Source organism: Gillisia sp. Hel_I_29 (assembly GCF_000744275.1).
In the GTDB taxonomy this organism is placed as follows: Bacteria; Bacteroidota; Bacteroidia; order Flavobacteriales; family Flavobacteriaceae; genus Gillisia.
Genome location: NZ_JQLP01000001.1, coordinates 81367 through 100432 on the forward strand (window position 1 = coordinate 81367; position 19066 = coordinate 100432).

At 35.8% G+C, this 19066-nt stretch carries 18 protein-coding genes; 14 read left to right on the plus strand and 4 right to left on the minus strand.

Going from position 1 to position 19066, the window contains the following annotated elements; all coding sequences use genetic code 11:
* The first annotated feature begins 5 nt into the window (after window positions 1–5).
* From P163_RS00305 to P163_RS00340, 8 genes are read left to right on the plus strand one after another with little or no spacing between them, the layout of a single operon-like run.
* On the plus strand, window positions 6–1448 hold the full coding sequence (locus P163_RS00305; RefSeq protein WP_034886747.1) for a SusD/RagB family nutrient-binding outer membrane lipoprotein: 1443 nt from the start codon (window positions 6–8) through the stop codon (window positions 1446–1448).
* Between the two features lie 44 nt (window positions 1449–1492).
* Window positions 1493–2854: a sodium:solute symporter gene (locus P163_RS00310; protein ID WP_051931017.1), complete on the plus strand. Its 1362-nt coding sequence runs from the start codon at window positions 1493–1495 to the stop codon at window positions 2852–2854.
* Window positions 2839–3687 carry a metallophosphoesterase family protein gene (locus P163_RS00315; protein WP_034886748.1) on the plus strand — a complete coding sequence of 283 codons (849 nt, stop codon included), beginning with the start codon at window positions 2839–2841 and terminating at the stop codon, window positions 3685–3687. Before P163_RS00310 ends, P163_RS00315 begins: the two co-directional genes overlap by 16 nt.
* A 34-nt stretch (window positions 3688–3721) precedes the next feature.
* On the plus strand, window positions 3722–4231 hold the full coding sequence (locus P163_RS00320) for a rhodanese-like domain-containing protein (RefSeq protein ID WP_034886749.1): 510 nt from the start codon (window positions 3722–3724) through the stop codon (window positions 4229–4231).
* Between the two features lie 16 nt (window positions 4232–4247).
* Complete coding sequence (locus P163_RS00325) at window positions 4248–4862, plus strand: TIGR04282 family arsenosugar biosynthesis glycosyltransferase (protein ID WP_034886750.1); 615 nt, start codon at window positions 4248–4250, stop codon at window positions 4860–4862.
* A 1-nt stretch (window position 4863) separates the two neighbouring features.
* Window positions 4864–5676 (plus strand): purine-nucleoside phosphorylase, encoded by an 813-nt coding sequence (locus P163_RS00330; protein WP_034886751.1) that lies wholly within the window; start codon window positions 4864–4866, stop codon window positions 5674–5676.
* Between the two features lie 41 nt (window positions 5677–5717).
* Window positions 5718–6527: a DUF547 domain-containing protein gene (locus tag P163_RS00335; protein ID WP_034886752.1), complete on the plus strand. Its 810-nt coding sequence runs from the start codon at window positions 5718–5720 to the stop codon at window positions 6525–6527.
* Window positions 6528–6529: 2 nt separating this feature from the next.
* Window positions 6530–7216, plus strand: a complete 687-nt coding sequence (locus P163_RS00340) for a TIGR04283 family arsenosugar biosynthesis glycosyltransferase (protein WP_034886754.1) — start codon at window positions 6530–6532, stop codon at window positions 7214–7216.
* On the opposite strand, the gene P163_RS00345 is transcribed toward P163_RS00340, so the two are convergent.
* On the minus strand, window positions 7206–8246 hold the full coding sequence (locus P163_RS00345; RefSeq protein ID WP_231556132.1) for a glycoside hydrolase family 113: 1041 nt from the start codon (window positions 8244–8246) through the stop codon (window positions 7206–7208). The genes P163_RS00340 and P163_RS00345 overlap by 11 nt on opposite strands.
* A 175-nt stretch (window positions 8247–8421) precedes the next feature.
* Between P163_RS00345 and P163_RS00350 the strand changes: the two genes are divergently transcribed.
* The 5 genes from P163_RS00350 (at window position 8422) to P163_RS00370 (ending at window position 14555) form a co-directional block, all read left to right on the plus strand.
* Window positions 8422–9708, plus strand: coding sequence for an NAD(P)/FAD-dependent oxidoreductase (locus P163_RS00350; RefSeq protein WP_034886756.1), 1287 nt, complete (start codon window positions 8422–8424; stop codon window positions 9706–9708).
* Window positions 9709–9710: 2 nt separating this feature from the next.
* Complete coding sequence (locus P163_RS00355) at window positions 9711–11306, plus strand: 4Fe-4S binding protein (protein ID WP_034886757.1); 1596 nt, start codon at window positions 9711–9713, stop codon at window positions 11304–11306.
* Window positions 11307–11385: 79 nt separating this feature from the next.
* Complete coding sequence (locus P163_RS00360) at window positions 11386–12078, plus strand: glycosyltransferase family 2 protein (RefSeq protein ID WP_034886759.1); 693 nt, start codon at window positions 11386–11388, stop codon at window positions 12076–12078.
* The gene (locus tag P163_RS00365) at window positions 12078–13550 is read left to right on the plus strand and encodes a cellulose synthase family protein (RefSeq protein WP_034886760.1); all 1473 of its coding nucleotides are present in this window, start codon (window positions 12078–12080) and stop codon (window positions 13548–13550) included. Before P163_RS00360 ends, P163_RS00365 begins: the two co-directional genes overlap by 1 nt.
* Before the next feature lie 3 nt (window positions 13551–13553).
* On the plus strand, window positions 13554–14555 hold the full coding sequence (locus tag P163_RS00370) for a metal-dependent hydrolase (RefSeq protein WP_034886761.1): 1002 nt from the start codon (window positions 13554–13556) through the stop codon (window positions 14553–14555).
* An 81-nt stretch (window positions 14556–14636) separates the two neighbouring features.
* Here the strand turns inward: P163_RS00370 and P163_RS17695 are convergent, their stop codons facing one another.
* Together P163_RS17695 and P163_RS00380 are read right to left on the minus strand one after the other, a co-directional pair.
* Entirely contained in the window at window positions 14637–16331 is a 1695-nt protein-coding gene (locus P163_RS17695) for a M56 family metallopeptidase (protein ID WP_051931019.1), read from the minus strand.
* A 3-nt stretch (window positions 16332–16334) separates the two neighbouring features.
* A complete protein-coding gene (locus tag P163_RS00380) occupies window positions 16335–16700 on the minus strand; it encodes a BlaI/MecI/CopY family transcriptional regulator (protein ID WP_034886766.1) in 366 nt (121 codons plus the stop codon).
* Window positions 16701–16839: 139 nt separating this feature from the next.
* Between P163_RS00380 and P163_RS00385 the strand changes: the two genes are divergently transcribed.
* The gene (locus tag P163_RS00385; protein WP_034887699.1) at window positions 16840–17415 is read left to right on the plus strand and encodes a PhnA domain-containing protein; all 576 of its coding nucleotides are present in this window, start codon (window positions 16840–16842) and stop codon (window positions 17413–17415) included.
* A 71-nt stretch (window positions 17416–17486) separates the two neighbouring features.
* Here P163_RS00385 and P163_RS00390 read toward each other — a convergent pair whose 3' ends face one another.
* Complete coding sequence (locus P163_RS00390; RefSeq protein ID WP_034886768.1) at window positions 17487–18878, minus strand: dipeptidase; 1392 nt, start codon at window positions 18876–18878, stop codon at window positions 17487–17489.
* Between the last annotated feature and the right edge of the window lie 188 nt (window positions 18879–19066).

A 19066-nucleotide genomic window follows, 5' to 3' on the forward strand; every position in this document is an offset into this window, starting at 1 on the left:
TTAAGATGAAAAGATTTATATATATAACAGCACTTTTAGTAGCATTTGCAGCTATCTCTTCTTGCACCAAAGATTTTGAAGATATCAACACCAATCCAAATGCACCTTTGCAAGTTCAGCCAAGTTTGCTGTTGAGGCAAGTCATTTATGATTATAGCGAAGAAATGTCTTATGAAGGTTTTGTTGCCGGAAACTTATTAGGGCAATATTTAACAGCTTTAGATTTTAACCTTTTTGACAGACATGCCTTGAAGTCTCCGCAACTTGGAGGTAATCCTTGGCCTGTTTTTTACACCAATCTTCGAGATAATGAGATCATTTTAGAACAAGCCAGAACTACAGAAGCTAATCGGGTTTATGAAGGTCCGGCGCTTATAATGAAAGCTTATATGGCCGCTGCGCTCACAGATATTTATGGAGATGTGCCGTATTTTGAAGCTTTTAAAGGAAAAGAAGTGACCACCACTCCAAAATATGATGCTCAGGAAGATATTTATTTAGCTGAAGGCGGAATTCTTGATAATCTCGATAAAGGGATAGCAGCAATTCAGAATTACAACGGCGCTATCAAATTAGAAGGAGATATTCTTTTTAATGGAAATCTTGATAACTGGATACAATTTGCAAATTCTTTGAAGATTAAAAGTTTGATGCGCATTTCAGAAAAGACCGATGTTGCTTCACAATTACAACAAGTATATCAGGAAGGCAATTTCATCAGAAGTAATGTTGATAATGCCACTTTTGATTTTACAGATGGGGAGCCAAATAATTTTAGACTGGCAAGACTAAGAGCCGGAGATTTCAACAATTTCGTGATGTCTGAAACTATAGATGAAATCTTGCATGATCTAGAAGATCCAAGAATTGAGGTGTTGTTTAGACCCACAGGAAATGATCCACAAGTTTACAACGGACTCATCAACGGAATAGATGCTTCACAAACCTCCATTTCTCCTGCAGATTATTCGTACGCAGGGAAAATCTTTAGAGAAAACTCTGGAATGTTGGACGCTAATTTTATGACAGGATGGGAAACCAACTTTCTATTAGCCGAAGCTGCCGAAAAAGGATATATTCAAGCAGATCCTAAAATGTTATATGAGCTGGCCGTTACCCAAGCTTTTGAATATTGGAACACTGCATTGCCCCAAGATTATTTAAGCGCTACGGCTGCTTATGGTACAGATGGAAAAGATAAGATCGAACAGATCATCACCCAAAAATGGATCGCTAATATGATAAACGGGTACGAAGGTTGGACAGAATGGAGAAGAACAGGATTTCCAGATCTTAAGCCAATTTCTGCAAGTTTGAATAACGATCTCATTCCTGTTAGAATGCCTTACCCTACTGAAGAAGCTGCACTAAATGCCCAAAATTACAATCAGGCAGCTAGCACTACAAATGACAATAGTATCAATTTCCCGGTTTGGTGGGATGAGTAGTTGATAGAATTCAATTTCTATCTTGGTTTATTAATAATAATCACATGACACTTTTTATTGAAGTTTATAAAATTGAACCTATCTACTGGCAGTGGTGGTTACTCCTATTTTCCAGTATTGCGCTTTTTATAATTTCACCGAGAGCAAGAAATGCAAGAGAATTTTTTAAAGCTACTTTTAAAAACAAAGCGCCTAATACAGGAATGCTTACCGGTAGCTTAATAATCTCTTGGATCTTCGCAAAAAGCATTACCAATGCAGCAAATCTCGGCTTGGAATTCGGGATCGTAGGGGGTCTCGCCTATGCCGGCTATTACCTTTCCTTCGCAATTGCGGGGATAGTGATCTACGCAATGCGAGTAAAAGGAGGATTTAAAAGTATTCACCAATTCTTAGTTTCAAAATTTGGAAGAGGAGCTGTCGCCTTATTCTCGATCTTGATAAGCATTAGGCTTTTTAATGAAGTTTGGTCTAATACCATGGTCATAGGTACTTATTTTGGAGATCAGGGCAGTAGCGGATTTTATTGGGCGATCATCGTCTTTACAATTTTGACGTTGGCTTATGCTTTAAAAGGTGGTTTAAGCAGTTCCATTTTTACAGATGTGATACAAATGGGATTCTTTGCCGTTTTGCTTTGTATCATTCTTTGGAACATTTTTAGTATTGGAGAAATAAGCGTTAAAGAAGTGGCAACCTCCGGAAGTTGGACCATGGCAACCGGCTTAAATTTGCTTTTTGCCGCCGTAATTCAATCTTTTAGTTATCCTTTTCATGATCCGGTACTAACCGACAGAGGTTTTATAAGCAGTCCAAAAACAACCTTGAAAAGTTTTCTTTTAGCGAGTGTCTTTGGTGGAATTTGTATCGTACTCTTTAGTATTATTGGGGTTTATGCGCAAAAAGAAGGAATGCAAGGGCAAGCGGCGGTAGAAGTTGGAAAAGCCTTTGGAGTAATTATTCTTTTAGTGATCAACTTTATTATGATCACTTCTGCTGCATCAACGTTGGACTCCACATTTTCATCATTTTCTAAACTTATTGCTATCGATCTTAAATTTGGGAGAAGCATCAAATTTGGAAGAATTGCCATGGTAGTATTAGCAATCGCGGGAACCATTCCTGTTTTCTTAGATGCTGAAATCCTTTCTGCAACTACCATTTCCGGAACTATGGTTATTGGGCTGACTCCGGTTTTTATGTTCTGGAAGGTCAAGGTACCTCAAAGCAGTTTTTACCTTAGTGTAGTTGGCGGATTGGTCTTCGGATTTTTACTCGTTTTTAATATTTTCCCGAAAGCTTTGATATTAACTGAAGGCCCATATGCAGACCTACTTTGGATCAACGTTTGGGGAATTATCACTTGCATAATCTTATATTTACTTCCTAAATGGATTCAGAAATAGAAAATATTGGAACTCTAAACGGCAAACTTCTTTTATTTGGAGGAGTTTATAGCAATTTACAGGCTTTAGAAAAGTTGATCTCTATTGCTAAGTCGGAAGGAATTCCTTCTGATAACTGTATTTGCACGGGAGATATTATAGGGTATTGCGCCCAACCTCAGCAAACCATTCAGCTATTTAAAGATTGGGGAGCCAGAGCTATCGCAGGAAATGTGGAGGTTCAATTGGCTGAAGACAAAGACGATTGTGGTTGCGATTTTAGAGAAGGTTCCAGATGCGATAATTTCTCACAACTTTGGTATCCGTTTGCAAAAGCACATTTGGAAAAAGATTCTATTGAGTTTGTAAGAGCAATTCCAAGAAATCTAAGTTTCACTTATGCTGATAAAAAAGTGACGGTAGTGCACGGTTCTTATTCCAATATTTCAGAATTCATTTTTAAATCGACTCCCAAACAAGTAAAAAGCAACGTCTTTGAAGAGACCAATTCTGATATTATAATTGCTGGGCATTGCGGACTTCCTTTTAATGAAAAGATCGGAGATAAACTTTGGATTAACCCGGGAGTTATTGGGATGCCGGCTAATGATGGAACTCCCAGAGTTTGGTATGCTATTTTAGATGAAAATGCATCGCCAATGCTATCTCATCATTCGTTTAATTATGAGCATGAACTTGCCAATGAATTGATGTTGAAAAATGGTTTGCCACAGGAATACGCAAATACCATACTTACCGGAATTTGGGATAATACCGAGATCTTACCAAAAGCGGAAAGTGAATTGCAAGGAATTGAGATCGAATTTCAGAAAACTCTAACATCGCAGTTCTAAATTTTCACGTAAGTATCTATAGAAACAACTAATTATGACTTTAAAAAGATCAATTTTTATAGTAGTTCTTATCATTACAAGCTTTCAAATGAAAGCTCAGAGTTCTATGGAAGCGCTTTTAGCTAAATATAACACCAATAGTGTTCCTTATATTTCTGTAGAAGAATTAAGAATGTTGAAATTTGACAAAGATTCTATCTTGATCTTTGATGCTCGAGAAAAGGAAGAATATGAAGTGAGTCATATTAAAAATGCTCAATTTGTGGGTTATGATGATTTTTCCGCAGAAAAGATTTCACAACTGTTCAGCAACAAATCTATTCCAATCGTGGTATATTGTTCTGTTGGTATTCGGTCTGAAAATATTTCTGAGAAATTAGAAAATGCCGGATATCAAAATGTAAAGAATTTATACGGTGGTATTTTTGAGTGGAAGAATAGCGGGTTTGCTGTTTATGATACTCATGAAAAAGAAACCGAAAAAGTGCATACTTTCTCTAAGCATTGGTCTAAATGGCTGAAAAAAGGAGAAAAGGTATATTAATCACAAATCATTTATTTTGAAATCAACTTCTAAAAACCTACTCTTAATATTTACCAGAAACCCGGAACTTGGCAAAGTAAAAACAAGACTTGCCAAAGATGTTGGAGATGAAACCGCTCTGGAGATCTATAAATTTCTAATTGAACATACCGTAAATGTTACCAAAGATCTATCCGTAGAAAAAGAGGTACATTATTCTGTAAAAATCAGAGAAAATGATCTTTGGGATAATACTATTTTTAGTAAGAAGCTTCAGCAGGGAGAAGACTTGGGAGAACGCATGCAGTATGCTTTTGAGCAAGGTTTTAAAGCCGGATATCAAAATATTATAATAATTGGAAGCGATCTTTATGATCTTAATAAGCAAGATATTGAAGAGGCTATTGTAGATCTGCAAGAATATGATGCCGTTGTTGGTCCTGCAGAAGATGGTGGGTATTATTTATTAGGAATGAATTTCTTAACTTCACAAGTCTTTAAAAACAAAAATTGGGGTACAGATTCTGTGCTTCAAGACACTTTAAAAGATCTTAAATATAAAAATGTAAAATTATTGGAACCTCGTAACGATGTTGATTATTTAGAAGATATTCAAGATGTAGCGATTTTTCAAAAATTCCTGAAGAAATAATATGATACAAGAAATTAAAGAATCTACAGATCACCTTATCTCCCGCGGATTTGACGCTCCGGAAATTGGAATAATATTAGGAACAGGGCTGGGTCAATTTATAGATGAAATCGAAATTTTAGCGGAGGTTAGCTATAAAGATATTCCTCATTTTCCTACTGCTACTGTAGAATTTCATAAAGGAAAATTGATCTTCGGAAAGCTGGAAGGCAAGAAAGTAGTGGTAATGCAAGGAAGGTTTCATTTATATGAAGGATACAGCCTGCAAGATGTAACTTACCCAGTACGAGTGATGAAGGAACTTGGTATTTCAAAACTGTTGGTTTCTAATGCTTCAGGTTCTATCAACTTAGATTATAAAAAAGGAGAATTAATGCTTATTGAAGATCATATAAATCTTCAAGGAGGTTCTCCCTTAGCATTTCATGGGGTTGAACAATTGGGGGAACGCTTTGTAGATATGAGCCAGCCTTATGATGCAGTTATGAATGAAACCCTTGAAAACACAGCAAAAGAACACAATATTATCCTTCATAAAGGAGTGTATGCGTCGGTATTAGGGCCGCAATTGGAAACAAGAGCAGAGTACAGATATTTAAAAATAATTGGTGCAGATGCAGTGGGTATGAGTACTGTACCTGAGGTAATTGTGGCAAATCATCTAAAAATTCCGGTGTCTGCAATTTCAGTAATTACAGATGAAGGAAACCCTGATGACCTAAAACCCGTAGATATAGCAGAGATCATTGCAATGGCAGAAAAAGCAGAACCGCAAATGATCACCCTTTTTAAAGAATTGATCAAAAAAATATAACTGGATTAACCACCCAATTTTGATCTGCTAACACTTGAATTATGAAAAAAATTACATTCATTCGCCCGTTACTTTTTACCGGAATTAGCCTTTTAGTGCTTAATTCCTGTACGTTATTATCGGCTGCAGGTCTTAATGACAAAGGTTTGTCTAACAAAGAGGCTTCCGAAGAGATCGTTTCTACCACGGCAAATTCTGAAGTAAATGTAGATCATAGCGCTTGGGACAAACTGCTTAAAAAGCATGTGAATAGTGATGGTTTGGTAGATTATAAAGGGTTCCAGGCAGACAGAACAGCGCTGGATTCTTATATTACCATGTTATCTAATCACCAACCTTCAGATAAATGGTCGGTGCAAGAACAGTTGGCGTATTATATAAACACTTATAACGCCAACACTGTTAAGTTGATACTTGAAAATTATCCTGTGAAAAGTATTAAAGACATTAAAGGTGCTTGGACCAAAGACATGGTGAAAATTGGGAATGTTCAAATTTCTTTAGGCGGAATTGAAAATAGTATCCTGAGAAAAATGAATGAACCAAGAATTCATTTTGCCATTAATTGCGCTTCTATCTCTTGTCCAAAGTTGATGAATGAAGCTTATACTGCTGCGAAGATCAATGAGCAGTTGGACAAAGCTACTAAGCAATTCATCAATTCTGATAAAAATGATCTTTCTGAAAATTCACCAAAGGTTTCTTCAATTTTCGACTGGTATAAAAAAGATTTTAGAGATAGTGATCAAACAGTGATAGATTACATCAATAAATTCGCTGAAACTAAAATTAGCGATACTGCAACCCTTAACTATAAAGACTACAATTGGAATCTTAACGAACAGAAATAATCATGATCAGCATAATTATTCCTGTTTTTAATGAAGAGGCCAACATCCTTCATCTGTTAGAGCACTTAAGAAGCTCTTCATCTATCTATGTTTCTGAAATTATCGTGGTAGATGGCGGAAGTACAGATAATACTGCTGCATTATTATCAGATCAGGAAGATGTGATTTTTATAAGTTCTAATAAAGGAAGAGCGAAACAAATGAATGCAGGAGCTGCTATTGCAAAGGGTAAGACGCTTTATTTTCTTCACGCCGATAGTTTTCCTCCATATAATTTTGATCTTGAAATTGTAGAGCAAATAGAACAAGGCAATTTAGCAGGTTGTTTTTGTATGAAATTTGACAAGAATCACTGGTGGCTTAACTTGATGGGTTATTTCACTAAATTTAATCATAAAGCTTGTCGCGGTGGAGATCAATCCCTGTTTGTAGAAAGGAATTTATTCAAAAATATTGGTGGTTTTAACGAGTCTTTTATAGTGTATGAAGACAACGACATCATAAGAAGGCTTTATGAGAAAAATCAATTTGTAGTCATCAAAAAATGGTTAACTACTTCTGCTCGCCGTTATGAAGAATATGGGGTTTGGAAATTGCAATATGTGTTTCTACAGATCTATTGGAAAAAGTATCGAGGTGCTTCTCCAGATGAACTACATACTTATTATAAAACCAAACTTAGTTTGTAAAAACTCTGCCGTAATAATTTTTAACCACCTGTTCTGCCGGTTTATTTTGAGGTGTAAATTGAGTGTCTTTATCTCCCCCGGCTACAGCATGATTGTGATGCCACTTCCATAAAAATCCGCCTGCAAACCACTCTTCCTGCCAAAATTCTTGATACAAAGCTTCTAAAGCATCTGCTTGTAATTTGTTGTTGGTATCTTTTAATTCTCTGGAAGAATCCCAAGGAGTTTTAGCTGCAAAATCTATATTTCTATAACCATATTCCGTAAAAAGAATAGGTTTTCCAGAAGTTTCAGAAATAATCTTTAAAGAATTTTTATAAGGCTTCCAACCTTTACGCAGCTCCTCAATTTTTGGAGATCTTTCTACATTTAAAGGAAAATAGGCATCCACTCCAACATAATCTAGTGCTGCCCAGAACTCAACTTTATCCATCTTATCCCAATTCTCGGCATAGGTAAGTTTTCCGGAATATACCTTGCGAAGGTCGGCGATCAGCTTATTCCAAAAATCTGGTCTTGCATTTACAAATTCATACAACTCTGTACCAATACACAAGATCTCCACCTTTTCACTTTCAGCAATTTTTGCATACAAGAGGATAAATTCTTCATATTGCTCTTCAAAACTTACCCAATCTGCTTCAGAATTCATTTTTACATCCCCGGTAAATTCGCCATTCCTGATCCAGATCTGAGGCTTTAGCATTACTTCCAGACTATCTTTACGCATAAGTTCGATAGTTTCTTTTATTCCTTCTTCGCGCTCGCCCCACCATTGTCTTTCCAGATTAAAATACAATTTAGGAATGTTCAAGCTTTCCATAAAACCAAAAGGCATCAAGGCAACCGTATTAGCATTAACCTTTTTTATTGGCTGAATATCATTTGCTGAAATTTTCTCTCTGGAAGCCACTAAGCTAATCCCATTTATTTTTTCTGAAGTATTCTGAGCTTCACAAGAACTGAGCAGCACAAGAAAGAACATTGCTGAAATAATCTGAAATTGAGATTTGAAATTACTGACCTTCATATTAATTCTATTCAAAAGATTTTAGCCTAAAACAAAGCACAAAAATGGAGGAAACCTTTGTAATTATAGCATATTTCTGCGTACTTTACCTTAATAGCTTTGAAAGGTATACCAAGCAGTACGACTCATGCTTTTTTAAAAGCCATTCTTAACACTTCTTAAAATTAGGAAATATATGGAGCACATTGTCATAATAGGCAACGGAATTTCAGGAATTACGGCTGCAAGGCATATTCGAAAAAATTCTGATAAAAAGATCACCGTTATTTCTGGAGAATCAGATTTTTTCTTTTCTAGAACTGCTCTCATGTATGTCTATATGGGCCATATGAAGTGGAATCACCTAAAACCTTACGAAGATTGGTTTTGGGAAAAGAACCGAATTGAGCTAAAAAAAGCTTGGGTAGAAAAGATAGATTTTGAGCAAAAAACACTGCACTTTTCTGTTGGGCAAGAAATGAAATATGATAAGCTAATAATAGCTACTGGCTCTTTACCGAATAAATTTGGTTGGGAAGGCGAAGAGCTGGAAGGAGTTCAAGGCCTAGTAACCAAACAAGATCTGGAATTGCTGGAGAAGAATTCTGTTAATTGTAAAAAAGCAGTACTTATTGGTGGTGGGTTGATTGGTGTTGAAATGGCTGAAATGCTTAGAACAAGAAAAATCGATGTTACATTTCTAGTTCGAGAAAAGGCATTTTGGGGAAGTGTGTTGCCCTATCACGATGCACATTTAATATCCAAACATATTATTTCACACGGCGTAGACCTAAGACATGAAGAAGAATTAGATAAGATCCTCTCAGATGAAGACGGACGAGTAAAAGGTATCTTGACCAAAAATGGAGAAGAAATAGCATGCGAGTTAGTAGGACTTTGTGCAGGTGTACACCCAAATATTGGGTTTTTAAAGAATACTTCTCTTGAAGTAGATAAAGGAATTCTGGTAGATGAATATCTTCAAACAAACATTACAGATGTATATGCTATTGGAGATTGCGTGCAGCAGCGTAAAAATATTGGTGAGAGAAAACCAATTGAAGCCGTTTGGTATACCGGTAGAATGATGGGTGAGACCTTGGCACAAACTTTAACAGGAAACAAAACCCCCTACAAACCCGGAAATTGGTTTAATAGTGCGAAATTCTTCGATATAGAATATCAAACCTATGGTTGGGTGTGGAGTAAACCTAAAGAAAATGAGCAACATCTTAATTGGAAACATGAAGATGAAACGAAATTTCTTACTATTTCATTTGATAAAACTTCCAATAAATTTTTAGGTATAAACATCTACGGAATTAGATTAAGACACGAAGTGATAGATCGGTGGTTAAATGAAGAACGAAGCATAGATTATGTGCTTTCTCATTTAAAAGAAGCCAATTTTGATCCTGAGTTTTACAAAACACACGAAAAAGAGATCTTTTCAGCATTTAAAAATCAACTTACAACAGCATAACTATGAGTTCTATTCACCCTAATATGGCGCTCACCGGCGAACCACCAAAGTCTATTAATACACAGCAAAAGCTCGCTACTTTTTTAGGAATGAGTGGTCTTATTATTTTGTTGTTAGCTGCTTTCAATATCAATTTTCCTAATAAAACGTTGTGGCTTAGTATTTCTCTGGCTTCCATATTTGCAGGAATTGTTTGGTTTGCAAAAGCTGCATATTCAGATACACATCCCGGTATAAAGAATGACGGAGTTTGGTTTAAGTCTATGTCTAGCAGGGGATATTTGGCTTGGCTTGCAGGAATTTCTCTAACAGGATTTTATATTGTATTATATTTCTTTCCTCAATTTATAGGATTGGTTCAAGATGGTGATAACACGGGTTTAATTGCGCTTTTCGATCCGCTGAGTAAAGCATTAAGCGGAAATCCGGCTAGCCAATGGTTTGTTTACGGAACGCTGTACACTATTGCTATTGCTGCCTTTGGAATAAAATTCATCTGGAAATATCGCCATAATAGATATGAAAAACTAAGAACCATTTCAGTCATCTTTTTTCAAACAGCCTTCGCTTTCCTAATTCCGGAATTTATGGCAAGATTGAATAGTGATACGTTTAGCCTTCCTTATTATGATCTGAAAAATATCTGGCCACTTAATTATTATAATTTTGAACAATACAGAGTAGACGATTTTATTTCTGCCGGAGATATTGGCTTGGCTTTATTGTTATTTGGGATTGTTTCTATTTTTGTGATTACTCCAATTCTCACCTACAAATACGGAAAACGCTGGTATTGTAGCTGGGTATGTGGTTGTGGAGGTTTAGCCGAAACAGCCGGGGATTCTTATAGACAGTTATCAGATAAAAGTCAGTTTGCATGGAAAGTAGAACGTTGGGTTGTGCATAGTGTATTAGTATTTGTAGTTGTTATGACCACCGCTGTTATCTATTCTTATTTAGGGGACGATGCTTCTAAATATTGGTTAACAAGAGATACTTTTTTAATAGGAGTTGGTATACTCTTAACCTTGCTTTTTGCTGGGATTTGGTTCTTTAAAAAAGAAGAATTAGCAAAAGATGCAAGAATTGGGGCCATTGGCTATTTAGTGATAGTTCTCTCTTTAATAGGATTTCATTACGCTGGTGGCACTACTCTTTTCTTATTTAATGCGGAATCGCTGCGTCAGGCCTACGGTTTTTTAATTGGAGCTATTTTTAGCGGAGTTATTGGTACAGGCTTCTACCCTATTTTTGGAAATAGAGTTTGGTGCAGATTTGGTTGCCCTATGGCAGCAATTCTAGGATTGCAACAACGTTTATTCTCAAAATTTAGAATTACTACAAATGGCGGACAGTGCATTTCCTGTGGAAATTGTTCTACGTATTGTGAAATGGGAATAGACGTTCGTGCGTATGCTCAAAAAGGAGAAAACATTGTTAGAGCCAGTTGTGTTGGCTGCGGAATTTGCGCTGCAGTTTGCCCAAGAGGAGTCCTTAAATTAGAAAATGGATCTTTAGACGGAAGAATAAATTCTGAAGAAGTTCTTTTAGGAAATGATGTAGATTTAATGGATTTATTAAATCAGAAAAGCAGATAAATTGTAAGTAAAGCCTTTATTTTGCGTACTCAACATGAGCTTTTGCGCAAAATGCCTCAAGACAAATCTATTTTTCTGAATGCCTGAGATCATTAAAGTTATTATTCCCGCTTATAACGAAGCAGATTCTATTGCAAAAGTAATTGCTGAAATTCCGGATTTTGTTGATGAAATTATAGTAGTCAGCAATAATTCTACAGACAAGACCGAAGAAAATGCTGCTCAAGCCGGTGCTACGGTACTTAAAGAAAGCAGAAAAGGTTATGGCTATGCCTGTTTAAAAGGCATGGATTATATTTCAAACCAAGAATTTAAGCCGGATATCATTGTTTTTCTGGATGGAGATTACAGCGATTTTCCTTCAGAAATGGATAAGATCATCGCCCCTATTATTAATGATAATATAGATATGGTTATAGGTGCAAGAGTAAGTGCTCTGCGCGAACCGGGTTCTATGACGTTCCCTCAACGTTTCGGAAATAAATTAGCTACGACATTGATGAAATTGTTCTTCAATGCAAATTTCACCGATCTTGGTCCTTTTAGAGCCATAAAATATGAAAAACTACTTCAGCTTAACATGCAGGATAAAACCTATGGCTGGACGGTAGAAATGCAGTTAAAAGCCATCAGACAAAAATTCTCGTATATAGAAGTTCCTGTGCATTATAAAAACCGAATAGGAGTGTCAAAAGTTTCGGGAACTGTGAAAGGTGCTATCTTTGCAGGTGTGAAAATATTAGGTTGGATTTTTAAATACAGTATTAAATAATGGAGTTTGCGATCATCATCATCTACACCATTGCCTTATTGCTGATCTTGCTCTATAGTTTTTCTCAGTTAAGTCTTCTTGTTAATTATCTAAGATCTAAAAAACAACCAGATACTTCTTTAAAATTCGATCTTTCCATAGCCGAACAGATTCCAAAAGTTACCATTCAACTTCCTGTATATAATGAGCTGTACGTCATGGAACGGCTTTTAGATAATATTTCAAAAATTGAATATCCTAAAGACAAATTAGAAATTCAGGTCTTGGATGATTCTACAGATGAGTCGGTAAAGATGATAGCCGATAAGATCTTGGATTTACAAAAATCAGGACTCGACATCCAACATATTCAAAGACTTGATAGAACCGGTTATAAAGCCGGAGCTCTTAAAGAAGGTTTGAAGATCGCAAAAGGAGAATTTATCGCCATTTTTGATTCAGACTTCTTACCTCAACCCGATTGGTTGTTACAAACGGTGCCATATTTTAAAAATCCAAATGTGGGTGTTGTTCAAACTCGTTGGGGACATATCAATAGAAATTATTCTCTTTTAACCAAAATTCAGGCCTTTGCACTCGATTTTCATTTCATTCTGGAACAAACCGGGAGAAATTTTGGAAAGCATTTTATCAATTTTAATGGAACGGCCGGAATCTGGAGAAAAGTGTGTATCATGGATGCCGGAAACTGGAGCGGAGATACGTTAACTGAAGATCTTGACCTTAGTTATCGAGCTCAGTTAAAGAATTGGAAATTCAAATATCTGGAAGATGTAGAAACTCCTGCAGAATTACCTATTGCAATTAGTGCAGCGAAATCTCAACAATTTAGATGGAACAAGGGAGCAGCTGAAAACTTTCAGAAGAATTATGGCAAACTCCTACATGATAAAAATTTAAGTGCAGGCACTAAATTTCACGGATTTTTCCATTTGCTCAACTCAAGTATGTTCTTGCTGGTGATCTTATTAGCGGTTTTAAGCATTCCTGTGTTATACATTAAAAATTCCAACCCTCAATTTAGCTGGTATTTTAATGTCATTGCTTTTTTCGCAATCAGCACCTTGATATTTTTTGTTTGCTATTTAGTCACTTATATGAAGATACACGGAAGCTCATTCAAAAATTTCTTCAGATTTATTGGGATGTTCATTACGTTCTTCTCGATCGCTATGGGATTTTCAGTTCATAATTCACTTGCCGTTTTGGAAGGTCATTTTGGAAAGAAAAGTGAGTTCATAAGAACCCCAAAATTCAATGTGAATAATATTAAAGATTCCTGGAAAGCGAATAAATATCTAACCAATAGTCTTTCCTTAAGCACTTTTATTGAGGCTGCGCTTTGGTTGTATTTTGGCTTCGGAATTTATAGCGCTTTTGTTCTTCAAGATTTTGGATTGATCGTATTTCATCTAATGCTTTTTACAGGGTTTGGCTTTGTCGCTTTTAAATCTATTTTCAGCAAAATATAAACTATGGATTCTTTAACTCAAATAGTATTAGGCGCTGCAATTGGAGAAGCGGTGTTAGGAAAAAAGGTTGGAAATAAAGCGATGTTATATGGCGCAATAGCAGGGACCATTCCAGACTTAGATTCCTTTGCTCCATTATTTACAGATACTTTAACTGCCATTGAAATTCACAGAGGTTTTTCACATTCTATCTTGTTTTCAATCCTTTTTGCTCCAATATTTGGTTGGCTCATTTCAAAAATTGAAAAGAAAGCTGACGTACATTGGAAAGATTGGTCATGGTTGATGTTTTGGGGCTTAATAACGCATCCGCTTTTAGATGCCCATACCACTTGGGGCACGCAACTTTTCTGGCCATTAGATCTTAGGTTAGCTTACAAGAATATCTTTGTTATAGATCCGCTTTACACCTTGCCATTCTTGATCTTCTTGATATTGGCCTTCAGAGCTAAAAAAGGATCTTTACAAAGAAGGAAGTATAACAACTTAGGATTAATTATTAGTAGCATTTATATGATTTGCACCATCGGTTTAAAAGCGTACACATATTTCAAATTTGAAAGTGCTTTAGAGGAGCAAGATATTTCTTATAACCAGATTCAAACCAGACCAAGTCCATTTAATACCATTATGTGGTCTGCCAATGTAGAAGTTGAAGATGCTTATCTTCTTGCAGATTATTCAATTTTAGATACCAAGCCTATAGAATTTAAACGTATTCCCAAGAATCATGATTTGGTAAATGATTTTAAAGATGAAAAAGATCTTAATAGAATAATCGCTATTTCACAAGGCTGGTATACTATTGCCAAAAGAGATGAAACTTTATATTTTAATGATCTTCGTTTTGGAGCTTATAACATAAATGCTGCAGATCCAAAATTTGTCTTTAGTTATAAGTTAAAAGGAAAAGCAGGTGAACTGAAGGTAGAAGAAGTTCCCCGTGATCCTGAAAATGCTAAAAAAGTTTTTAGCAACTTAGCAACTCGAGTGTTTGGAAATTGAAGCTTTTATCAGAAAACTTGAAAATATAAAAAACCTCAAATCGGTAAGAAATGAGGTTTTCTATTGATCTAATTAGAGCTTTTAATATTTCTTGATCTTAATAATTGGTGGCTCAGTTCCTTGTTGTGAAACATCAATATTTATATTACCTCCACTTTTAACCAATTTTATAGCTTCATCTAAGGCTATCTTTTTTCCTTCAAAATAAAAGACTCCGCCTTCTTTAGCTAATTGCTTAAAATGTACTGTTGGCTCTGGTGGTGGCGGTGGTGGCAAAGGTGTACCTTCTTTCTGCATTTCCATTTCCATACGTTTCATTTCACGCTCTGCTCTCTTCATTTCTACCTCATGCCTTTGCATTTCTTGCTGCATTCTTTCTTCATCTTTATTTGCCCTTTCCAGTTCACGCTCATGTCTTTCCATTTCTCTTTCCTGACGCTCCATTTCTCGTTCAGTAGCTCTCATCGTGCGTTCTTCTGTTCTAATTTCATCTTCCGCACTTCTCATCTTACGTTCTTCAATTCTAACTTCACGCTCCATTTCTCGTTGCTTATCTAAAGAAACCCTTTCTGGATGTGGTGGTGCAGGAGGTGGCGGTGGCGGAACTATATTCTGAAGATTATCTCCTTGAGTTGGTCTTGGCGGAGCTGGAGCATTTTTAGGAACGATGATCTCTGGAAATTTTTCAGATTGTGCTCGTTGTTCCTTCGTCATTCTATCAAAAATATAAACCATTCTCTTAAGTCCATCTCTAGAGATCGTTCGCTCTTCTTTAGCTAAAGCATTATACTTCTTAGCCAATTTATTGTATTCCTTCACCATTTTGGCGGTTGCTTTCTCCTGCTCTAAAATGTAATTCTGTGGATCTTGATTAACCCGATCGCTGTTCACCACTGTATCTATGGACACTACTTTTTTGGTAGTAAAACTAAATAACATAAGTGCCAGCAATGGCAATAGCAATAAGCTTTTGAGCAACATACTTCGTTTTGATGTGTGTGTTTTCATAACTGTAAATCGTTTTTTGATTGATGAATAATTAATGGCACTTGCCAATTGATACCCTTTTGGCTCCGAAAAATGTTCGGGTGATGAAAATGCCAATAGAATTTTTTGATAATTTGAACGCGCTATCCCTTGTTGGATCACTGCTCGATCTGCAAGAAATTCATGGTTAAGCTTTATAGCATGTTTTATAAGATAAATGATCGGATTAAACCAAACCAGAACCTGTAAAAACTCGATGAATAGAATATCCAAACTGTGATATTGTTCTGAATGGGCTTTTTCATGTAGCAATACTTCGTTGGGAATATCATTATTTTCGAACCTTCTTTTATTTAGAAATATATAACTGAAAAAAGTATGTGGCTCTACGCTGAACTTCAGTAAAACATTGATGAGTCCGTTTGCTTTTACTTTTGGGTTTCGAAGTATCCTAAAATTGATACTGATAAGATTCTTGATGAATTTTATTCCGAAGAAAGCAACTCCAAGAAAATATACACCCCATAAAAGTTGAGTCCAATTAAAACTTTCAACAGAACTTGTGGTGAAAGTGGTAATTATTGCCGTAGAATTCTCCACTAAACCTGCTGCTTGTTCTACTTGCACATATTCATAAAATGTGATGAATGGAATTACTGCTGATAAGACCAGTGCACACAAAAGATAAATTCTTTTAAAAGTATGCATGCTTGCATTTTCCAATAAGACCTTATAGAACACATAGAAAATACTTAAACAAGCCGCCGATTTTAGAAAGAATATTTCCATGAGCTATTTCTTTTCGATTTCAGAATCTATAATGCTTTTAAGATCTTCCAATTCTTCTTTAGAAAGATTGGTCTCCTTGGTAAAGAAAGAAGCAAATTGAGAGGCAGAATCATTAAAAAAATTCTTTATAAGTCCGTTTACTTGCTTAGAAAAATAATCTTTCTTCTTTACCAGTGGAAAATATTCTCTAGATCTTCCCAACTGTTTATAGTCTACAAAATTCTTATCCTGCATTCTTTTTAAAAGAGTAGCAATAGTGGTTGTTGCAGGTTTAGGTTCTTCATAAGCATCTATAAGATCTTTCATCAAGGCCTTTTCCTGTTTCCATAGAATTTGCATAAGTTGCTCTTCAGCTTTAGATAATTGCATGAGATAGAATTAATTACACTTAACTCTACAAATGTAGAATAAATATTTAATTCTACAAACATAGAGCAAATTATTTTTCAGAATTAAGCAATTTATGCTTTGTCTCAAAAATGTATCTTTGCCTTCTAAAACAAATACAATGAGCCTGGAACAAGAGTTATTTCAAAGAAGTGGATCACAATGTGAATTATGTACCGCTTCAGACAATTTAGAAGTTTATGAAATACCAGATTCCCCTAAAGATGCTGAGAATAGCATTTTGATCTGTGGAACTTGTAAAGAACAAATTGAAGATCCGGAGAAAGTAGATGCCAATCATTGGAGATGTTTGAATGACAGTATGTGGAGTCCAGTTCCGGCGGTGCAGGTAATATCTTGGAGAATGCTTACTAGATTAAAATCTTTAGGATGGCCTCAAGATCTTTTAGACATGATGTATATGGAAGATGAAGTGAAGGAATGGGCTAAATCTTCTATTGCTGCAGATCCTTCCGCGAAAAGCATAGTACATAGAGATAGCAATGGCGTAATTTTAGAAGCCGGAGATAATGTAGTGCTTATTAAAGATCTTAAAGTTAAAGGTAGCAGCATGGTTGCAAAACAAGGAACTGCCGTAAGACGTATCTCTTTAGATCATGAAAATGAAGAATATATTGAAGGGAAAGTTGATGGGCAACAAATTGTGATCATCACTAAATATGTAAAGAAATTATAACGTAGAATCTATATCATAAAAAAAGCCGATGCAGTAAACTGGATCGGCTTTTTGCTTATTCTATTTTCGGATTATTTCTTACTTAATTTTGTGAAATGTTGGAAGAATAAAGGAATAGTCTGAATTCCTTTTAAGTAATTCCAAACTCCAAAATGTTCATTTGGCGAATGAATCGCATCGGTGTCCAACCCAAATCCCATTAAGATAGTTTTGCTTTGAAGTTCTTTTTCAAATAAAGCTACGATTGGAATACTTCCACCACTGCGTTGCGGAATTGGATCTTTTCCAAAAGCTTCTTTATAAGCATCGTTAGCTGCCTGATATTCCATAGTATCAATTGGAGTTACATACGCTTGCCCACCGTGATGAGCGTTCACTTTAACTCGCACTCCTTTAGGCGCTATAGATTCAAAGTGGTTTTTAAATAATTCGCTTATCTCTTTCCAGTCTTGATCTGGTACCAATCTCATAGAGATCTTAGCAAAAGCTTTTCCTGGAAGTACTGTTTTAGCTCCTTCGCCAGTGTAACCACCCCAAATTCCATTCACATCTAACGTTGGTCTTATGGAAGCACGTTCTAAGGTAGAATAGCCTTTTTCGCCATATACATCGTCTATATCTAGCTTTTCTTTATACTCTTCAAGATCAAAAGGCGCTTCTGCCATTTTATCTCTTTCTTCTTTGCTTAACTCTTCCACTTTATCATAAAAACCAGGAATGGTAATATGATTGTTTTCATCCTGAAGAGAAGCTATCATTTTAGCCAACACATTAATTGGGTTTGCTACAGCTCCTCCATACAATCCACTATGTAGATCGCGGTTTGGCCCTGTAACTTCCACTTCCATATAGCTCAATCCGCGAAGACCGGTAGTAATAGAAGGCACATCTTTAGCGATCATTCCGGTATCTGAGATCAAGATCACATCATTAGAAAGCTTTTCCTTATTCTTAGAAATAAACCAACCTAAACTCTCACTTCCAACTTCTTCTTCTCCTTCTATCATGAACTTTACGTTACATGGTAAAGCATCATTCTTGGTCATATACTCCAAAGCTTTCACATGCATATACATCTGCCCCTTATCATCACAAGCTCCACGAGCAAAGATGGCACCTTCCGGATGGATCTTAGTTTTCTTTATAACAGGCTCAAATGGTGGACTTTCCCATAAATTTATAGGATCTGGCGGTTGCACGTCGTAATGTCCATAAACCAGCACCGTTGGTAAATTTTTATCTATAATTTTCTCTCCGTAAACAATTGGATAACCGGGAGTTTCACAAATTTCAACTTTATCACATCCGGCCTCTTCAAGACTTTTCTTTACAGCATCGGCTGTATTTAAGACATCTTTCTTATAGGCCGGATCTGCACTTATTGATGGAATCTTCAGAAGATCAATCAGTTCCTGAATAAATCTATCTTTATTTTCTTCCACATAACTTTTTACATCTTTCATCTACAACGTTTTGAATTTAGGTAAAGATAATAAATTGAATTTTTTTTTAAGAAGTATTTGAATATTGAAACATTTATGTATATTTGCAGCCGCTTATCAAGGTAAGTAAGTTTTATAACGAGTCCTAAGTGTTATAAAATGGTAATGCGGGCGTGGTGGAATTGGTAGACACGCTAGACTTAGGACAT